Origin of the sequence: Thiobacillus denitrificans (genome assembly GCF_001530125.1) — a bacterium.
GTDB lineage: Bacteria > Pseudomonadota > Gammaproteobacteria > Burkholderiales > Thiobacillaceae > Thiobacillus > Thiobacillus denitrificans_C.
In genome coordinates this window covers 1-7431 of sequence record NZ_LDUG01000012.1, presented here as the reverse complement: position 1 = coordinate 7431, position 7431 = coordinate 1, and the positions used below count along the sequence as shown (strand labels likewise).

At 60.1% G+C, this 7431-nt stretch carries 7 protein-coding genes and 1 rRNA gene; 2 read left to right on the top strand and 6 right to left on the bottom strand.

Annotated features, from left to right (window positions below):
* Both ABW22_RS03385 and tyrS read right to left on the bottom strand, forming a co-directional pair.
* Window positions 1-83, bottom strand: a 16S ribosomal RNA gene (locus ABW22_RS03385); the annotation flags it as partial.
* 264 nt (window positions 84-347) lie between these two features.
* Window positions 348-1541, bottom strand: a complete 1194-nt coding sequence (tyrS, locus tag ABW22_RS03380; RefSeq protein ID WP_059751956.1) for a tyrosine--tRNA ligase — start codon at window positions 1539-1541, stop codon at window positions 348-350.
* A 155-nt stretch (window positions 1542-1696) separates the two neighbouring features.
* Here tyrS and ABW22_RS03375 point away from each other — a divergent pair, with 155 nt between their 5' ends.
* Entirely contained in the window at window positions 1697-3013 is a 1317-nt protein-coding gene (locus ABW22_RS03375) for a peptidoglycan DD-metalloendopeptidase family protein (protein WP_059751954.1), read from the top strand.
* Window positions 3010-4146, top strand: a complete 1137-nt coding sequence (locus ABW22_RS03370; protein ID WP_082708482.1) for an anhydro-N-acetylmuramic acid kinase — start codon at window positions 3010-3012, stop codon at window positions 4144-4146. Before ABW22_RS03375 ends, ABW22_RS03370 begins: the two co-directional genes overlap by 4 nt.
* A 147-nt stretch (window positions 4147-4293) precedes the next feature.
* On the opposite strand, the gene erpA is transcribed toward ABW22_RS03370, so the two are convergent.
* The 4 genes from erpA to rplM all read right to left on the bottom strand — a co-directional run bounded on the left by erpA (window position 4294) and on the right by rplM (window position 7170).
* Window positions 4294-4644, bottom strand: coding sequence for an iron-sulfur cluster insertion protein ErpA (gene erpA, locus ABW22_RS03365; RefSeq protein WP_059751953.1), 351 nt, complete (start codon window positions 4642-4644; stop codon window positions 4294-4296).
* A gap of 383 nt (window positions 4645-5027) precedes the next feature.
* Complete coding sequence (argC, locus tag ABW22_RS03360) at window positions 5028-6056, bottom strand: N-acetyl-gamma-glutamyl-phosphate reductase (RefSeq protein WP_059751951.1); 1029 nt, start codon at window positions 6054-6056, stop codon at window positions 5028-5030.
* A gap of 278 nt (window positions 6057-6334) precedes the next feature.
* Window positions 6335-6727 (bottom strand): 30S ribosomal protein S9, encoded by a 393-nt coding sequence (rpsI, locus tag ABW22_RS03355; protein WP_059751950.1) that lies wholly within the window; start codon window positions 6725-6727, stop codon window positions 6335-6337.
* Window positions 6724-7170: a 50S ribosomal protein L13 gene (gene rplM, locus ABW22_RS03350; RefSeq protein WP_059751948.1), complete on the bottom strand. Its 447-nt coding sequence runs from the start codon at window positions 7168-7170 to the stop codon at window positions 6724-6726. Before rplM ends, rpsI begins: the two co-directional genes overlap by 4 nt.
* Window positions 7171-7431 lie beyond the last annotated feature (261 nt).

Below are 7431 nucleotides of genomic sequence, written 5' to 3'. Positions count from 1 at the left end.
AAGCCCCCGTGCTGCCGTTCGACTTGCATGTGTAAAGCATTCCGCCAGCGTTCAATCTGAGCCAGGATCAAACTCTTCAGTTCAATCTCTGATATTACTTACTACAATACTGCTCGCTCAAACTCAAAATGAATTAACTTCAATTCAAGTGTGAGCATTTATGCTAGGTGCTACCCCAGCCAAAACCAGGACAGCTACCGCAACAACACCCACACCTATCGGCTGTAAATTGTTAAAGATCAATCTCTTAGCACCACTTTCCGCTGTTTTGCGAGTCGCGCTGCGTTCAGAGAAGCTGCGCATTCTACAGACCAGAATCTTTCCGTCAACACTTTCGGAAAATTAATTTACAAAATTGTGACACGGGCGAATTTGCGCTTGCCGACCTGCGCCACCACGGTCGCGCCCACGGGGACGCTCACACCCTTGTCAGCCACGCGCTCGCCGTCCAGCCGAACGCCGCCGCCGGTGATCTGGCGGATAGCGTCCGAGGTGCTGGCCACCAGCCCGGCCTGCTTTAACAGCTGCGGCACCAGCAGGGCCCCGTCTACTCCGGGCAGGCTGATTTCGGGCATGTCGTCCGGCAGCGCGCCTCTCTGGAAGCGCGCCTCGAACTCGGCCAGCGCCCGGGCCGCCGCCGCATCATCATGAAAGCGCGCCACGATCTCCTGCGCAAACCGCACCTTGGTGTCTCGCGGATTGGCGCCTTCGGCCACCTGCCGCTTCCAGCCCTCGACGGTCGCGAGCGATTCGAACGACAGCAACTGTATATAGCGCCACATCAACTGATCGGACACCGACATCAGCTTGCCGAAGATTTCCTGCGGCGGCTCATTGATCCCGATATAGTTGCCGAGCGACTTCGACATCTTGTTGACGCCGTCCAGGCCTTCCAGCAGCGGCATGGTCAGGATGCACTGCGGGGGTTGCCCGTGATGCTTCTGCATCTCGCGCCCCATCAGAAGGTTAAATTTCTGGTCGGTGCCGCCCAGCTCGACATCCGCCTTCAGCACCACCGAATCGTAGCCCTGGATCAGCGGATACAAAAACTCGTGGATCGCGATGGGTTGCTGGCTGCTATAGCGTTTGTGAAAGTCGTCGCGCTCGAGCATCCTCGCCACGGTATGCGTCGCCGCCAGGCGGATCATGCCGGCCGAGCCCAGCGTGTCCATCCATTCCGAGTTGAAGCGTACTTCGGTAAGCGCCGGATCGAGAATCTTGAACACCTGTTCCTGATAGGTCCTGGCGTTTTCGGCCACCGCTTCCGGGGTCAGCGGCGGGCGGGTGGCGTTCTTGCCGGTCGGGTCGCCGATCATCCCGGTGAAGTCGCCCACCAGAAAGATCACCTGGTGCCCCAGCGTCTGAAACTGGCGCAGTTTGTTCAGCAGCACGGTGTGCCCCAGATGCAGATCCGGCGCCGTTGGGTCGAACCCGGCCTTGATCCGCAACGGCCGACCCGTTTTCAGCTTTTCGATCAGTTCGGCCTCGACCAGCAACTCGTCGGCTCCGCGTTTGATTTCCTGTAAAGCATCCCCCTGCATCAGCGTCCTCTCTGTGACGGGTCAAGTTTGCCTCGACCGCGCCGTAATGTATGAATACCACTTCGCCCAACATGCACAAGCTGCTGTTTGGATTGAAAAACCCCGGGGGTCGTTTGTGTTAGACTCCCAGATCGTTTACAAAAAGGAAACGGTCCATGCCGCTCACCAAACCGAGAATCTTAACCGATCGCATGACCGGAGCGGAACGCCGCTTCAGCCTGCGCACCCTGGTTGCACTCTCCAGCGTGCCGCTTTTCGGCGTCGTTGCAGCCTTCGGCCTGGCGCCTGACACCAACACCCTCGACATCACCCCGCAAACCGTGATCGAAGCCATTGCGCTACCGGCTTTGGCTTCCGCAGACGACACGGGCACGTTTGAACGCGAAAGCGTGATCCAGTCGGGCGACACCTTGGCCAATGCCCTGTCGCGGCTGAAGATCGACGACCTGGAAATTCAGCGTTTGCTGGCCACCGATGCTGTGCGCCAACTGGCATCCGACATACGCGTCGGCAGACGCATCCAGGCCACTACCTCGCAGGATGGCCAACTGCAGGCCCTCCAGTTCGAGCGTAGCGGTGCCCCCGCACTGACCATTCTCCGCCAAGGTGATGGCTTTGCAGCAGAGGAAAGCAGCGAACTGCTCGAAACCCGCGTGGTGATGCGCTCCGGCCGCATCCTGTCGTCGCTGTATGGCGCCACCGACAGCGCCGGCATCCCCGACAAGATTGCCAACCAGATGGCCGAAACCTTCTCGACCAGCCTGGATTTCCGCGAAGATCTGCGCCGCGGCGACACCTTCTCCGTCATCTACACAGTCGACTATCGCAACGGCGAGCCCATTGCCACCGGCAAGCTGCTCGCAGCCGAGTTCGTCAATGCCGGCAAGCCATACCGTGTCGTCCTGTTTCGCGACCCCTCTGGCCGCGAAGACTATTACACGCCCGAAGGCGAATCGCTGAAAAAAGGCTTTCTGCGCTCGCCGCTCGAATTCTCCCGCGTCACGTCCAGCTTTAGCAACTCGCGCAAGCATCCCATTTACGGCTTCCACCGCGCCCATACCGGCGTCGACTTCGGCGCGCCCACCGGCACCCGGGTCAAGGCCACCGGCGACGCCGTCGTGAAGTTCGCCGGACGCAGAGGCGGCTATGGCAACCTTGTCATCCTACGGCATTCCAATGGATACGAAACCTACTATGCCCACCTGAGCGCGTTTGCCTCCGGCATCCGCAATGGCATTGCGGTCAGCCAGGGGCAGAACATCGCCTATGTCGGCTCGACCGGCGCCTCCACCGGCCCGCACCTGCACTATGAAGTGCGTGTCGCCGGCAATCCGCAGAACCCCATGGCCATCAAACTACCTGGCGCGGCACCACTCACCACCGCGCAGCGCGCGCAATTCCTACAGCAGACGAGCAACTGGTCTGAAAAACTGGCCCTGTTGCGCAATACCAACCTTGCTGCACTCGATTGAGTGCAGCGCTCACGCATGAGACGCCGCTCTCCCATCAGGCAGAGCGCTACGTCGGTCTCATGTCAGGCACCAGCCTGGATGGCATCGACGCCGTTCTCGCCGAAATAGGCCCCACCGGCCAACCCCGGTTACTTCACACCCATTACCTGCCCTACCCGGACAGCCTGCGCGCGCAATTGCTCGCGCTACACGCGCCGCAAGCCGACGAAATCCATCTGGCCGCCTGCGCCGCCAACAAACTGGCGCGCCTGTATGCCGAGGCGGTCAGGGCCTTGCTCGACGAGATCGCCCCCGACAGCGTGCGCGCGATCGGCTGCCACGGCCAGACCCTGCGTCACCGCCCCGCGGACGGTTACACCCTGCAAATCGGCAATGCCGCCCTGCTGGCCGAGCTCACTGGCATCGCGGTCGTTGCCGATTTCCGCAGCCGCGACATTGCGGCGGGCGGCCAAGGCGCGCCGCTGGTGCCTGCCTTTCACGCCCAGGCGCTACAACATCCGGCGATTCACCGCGTCATTGCCAACATCGGCGGCATTGCCAACATCACCGATTTACCGGTGGATGGCACGGTACACGGCTGGGACACCGGTCCCGGCAACATGCTGCTGGACGCGTGGATCAAGCGGCACAGCGGCGCCAATTACGACCGCGACGGCGCATGGGCAGCCAGCGGTTCCGTCCACCCTGGCCTGCTACAGGCACTGGCAAACCACCCCTACCTGAAACTGTCGCCGCCCAAGAGCGCCGGACGCGAGCAGTTCAATCTGGACGGGCTGGACGCGACGCTAAGTGCACTAAACCAAACGATTGCCCCAGTCGACGTGCAGGCTACCTTGCTCGAATTCACCGCCATGAGCCTGTGTGACGCGGTACGCCAAGAATGTGGCAGCGCACAGGAGCTCTATGTCTGCGGCGGCGGTGCACACAACAGCGCGCTGATGCAGCGCATCAACGCGCTGTTGCCGAACCTTCGGGTGACAACCACCGCTGCGCTCGGCATCGACCCGGACTGGGTGGAAGCGCTCGCCTTTGCCTGGCTGGCGCGGCAGACACTGCACCATGCACCGGGTAACCTTCCGTCGGTGACCGGCGCCCGGGGAGAACGTATTCTGGGCGCGATTTACCCGGCCTGAACCAGCCATCCCATCGGGCCGAGGGCGGCCCTCCTACCTGTAGGAGCGGCGCCTCGCCGCGATAGTCCAACAAAAAAAGCGGCCGAAGCCGCGATGTCCAAATTGAAAAAGCGGCCGAAGCCGCTTTTTTTGTTGGGCAAGCAGTGCTTAAGCCGAGAACGACGAGCCGCAGCCGCAGGTCGTGGTGGCGTTCGGGTTCTTGATCACGAACTGCGCGCCTTCCAAGCCTTCCGAATAATCGATTTCAGCGCCCGCCAGATACTGGAAGCTCATCGAATCGACCAGCAGGGTGACGCCGTTTTTCACCATCACGGTATCGTCAGCATTCTGCGCTTCGTCAAAGGTGAAGCCATACTGAAAGCCAGAGCAGCCGCCGCCCGAGACGAACACGCGCAGTTTCAGGTCGGGGTTGCCTTCTTCGTCGATCAGGTTTTTGACTTTGCTCGCCGCGCTGTCGGTGAAGATCAGCGGGATTTCCATTTCGGTTACTGCATTCATGGTGATACTCCTTGAAAATGTGTGAAGTGGATTATCCGCATCACTCGTCCTGCGTCAAGCAAAGACCCTGTTCAGGCTACGGAGTTCCCCCGTGTCAGGGCATACGACTCCACACGGGCTTTACGTCCTTTAGCGTGAAACTCGCGCAGCGACTCGTTCGCCCCCTTGCCCGCTTGCGGGAGAGGGTTGGGGAAAGGGAAACGGGCAGGGTGATTTTCATTGTCAGGGGTGGCAACTCGCCATGCCCGTTAGGGAAACACTGATTAATTCGATATAACCGTCATTGCGAGCGAAGCGCGGCAATCCAGCGCATTGATTAAGCAGGCATTTCTGGATTGCCGCGTCGCTTCGCTCCTCGCAAAGACGGATTAATCAGCGTCTCCTTAGGGCAGCATGCCCACGTCCGCCAGCGCGGTGTCCTCCGGTAGATCGAACAGAATGTTCATGTTCTGCACCGCCTGCCCGGCAGCGCCCTTGACCAGATTGTCGATCACCGACAGCACCACCACGGTGTCGCCGCCCTGAGGCCGGTGCACTGCAATGCGGCAGATGTTGGCGCCGCGCACCGAGCGAGTTTCCGGGTGCGCACCGGCGGGCATCACGTCGACAAAAGCCTCGTCTGCATAGCGCTGCTCGAACAGGCTTTGCAGATCGATGTCGGCGCTCACTTTCGCATACAGCGTCGCGTGGATGCCGCGGATCAGCGGCGTCAGATGCGGCACAAAGGTGAAGCCCACCGGCTTGCCGGCAAAAATCTCCAGCCCCTGCTTGATTTCCGGCCAGTGGCGATGGCCGCCGACGGCGTAGGCCTTGAAGTTGTCCGCCGCCTCGGCAAACAGGATGTGGGTTTCCGGCTTGCGCCCGCCGCCGGACACCCCCGACTTGGCGTCCGCCACCAAGAAACTGGTGTCGACCGCGCCGGCTTCCAGCAACGGCAAGAAGCCCAGTTGCACCGCCGTCGGATAGCATCCCGGGTTGGCGATCAGCCGCGCGCCGCGGATGCTGGCGCGGTTAATCTCGGGCAGGCCGTACACCGCCTCGGCCACCAGGTCCGGGCAGGCATGCTCCATCTTGTACCACTGCTCCCACACCGCAATATCCTTGATGCGGAAATCCGCCGCCAGGTCGATCACCTTGACCCCGGCGTCAAGCAGCGCGCGGGTCTGCTGCATCGCCACACCGTTGGGGGTGGCGAAGAACACCACGTCGCAGTTTTCCAGCCCGGCTTCCTCCGGGGTGGAAAACGCCAGCTTCAGCCATCCGCGCAGGTTGGGGAACATGTCCGCCACCGGCATCCCGGCTTCCTTGCGCGAAGTGATCGCCTTCAGTTCCACCTGCGGATGGCGCGTCAGCAGACGCAGCAATTCGACCCCGGTATAGCCCGTGCCGCCCACAATACCGACTTTGATCATGGTTAATTTCCTTGCAAAGAATGAGCGTTATTGTAAGACACGCCAATGACAGAGATAAACTTAAAAACCTCAGTTCATTCACCACAGAGACACAGAGGCACAGAGTTGAAAAACAAGGGGAAAGTCCAGTACGTATCATTCACCGGTTTGAGGACGGTAAGTCTTCCTGCAACCTATTGTTTTCTCTGTGCCTCTGTGTCTCTGTGGTTAACTGCTTTTTCCAGAATAAAAAAAGCCGCCCTGCAATGGACGGCTTTTTTGACGAACAGTCGAAGCGATCAGCGCTTGGAGAATTGCTTGCGGCGACGCGCCTTGTGGAAGCCGACTTTTTTCCGTTCGACTTCGCGGGCATCGCGCGTCACAAAGCCTGCCGCTTTCAGCGTGGGTTTCATCTCGGCGTTAAGATCGATCAGCGCGCGGGTAATGCCGTGGCGTACTGCACCGGCCTGACCGGATTCGCCGCCGCCTGCAACGTTGACCATGATGTCGAATGCGTTCAGGTTGTCAGTCAGCACCAACGGCTGACGCACGATCATGCGGCCGGTTTCGCGGGAGAAATACTCGTCTACCGGCTTGTTGTTGACGACGATCTTGCCGCTGCCGGCCTTGAGGAACACCCGGGCAACCGACGATTTGCGACGCCCCGTGCCGTAATTGTAGTCACCGATCATGATGCGGCCTTAACGTTAATGTCGAGGGGCTGGGGCTGTTGAGCCTCGTGCGGATGGTCCGCGCCCGCGTAGATTTTCATTTTCTTGATCATGGCGTAGCCAAGCGGGCCTTTGGGCAGCATGCCCTTGACAGCTTTTTCCAGCGCACGACCGGGGAAACGCTCCTGCATCTTGGCGAAGGTCGTTTCGTAAATACCGCCGGGGTAACCCGAGTGGCGATAATAGACTTTGTCGGTATCCTTGTTGCCGGTCACGCGCATCTTGCTCGCGTTGACCACGACAATGTAGTCACCCGTATCGACGTGAGGGGTGAACTCAGGCTTGTGCTTGCCGCGCAGACGGCGGGCAATCTCGGAAGCCAGGCGACCCAGCACTTTGTTATCAGCATCAACCACGAACCAGTCGCGTTTGACTTCATGCCCTTTAGCGGAAAACGTTTTCATGACCCAACCTCTACACAGAGGACAATCTCGGAAAGCCGGGAATTTTAACTGCCCACCCGGGGCAAGTCAAACACTGTATGCGATATTCAATATGGCTATGTCACTGTTAGTTGTTGAAGTCATGTCTTGTCCCCTCTGATGAGGCGCCTATCCTTCGGCCTCCCACAGGGGTCTGCTGTTGTAGGAGCCCCCGCGAGGAGGAGGCCGTGGTTGTAAAAGCCGACGCGTCGGCAACAACCACGCACGCCCGCCCCGGGCCGA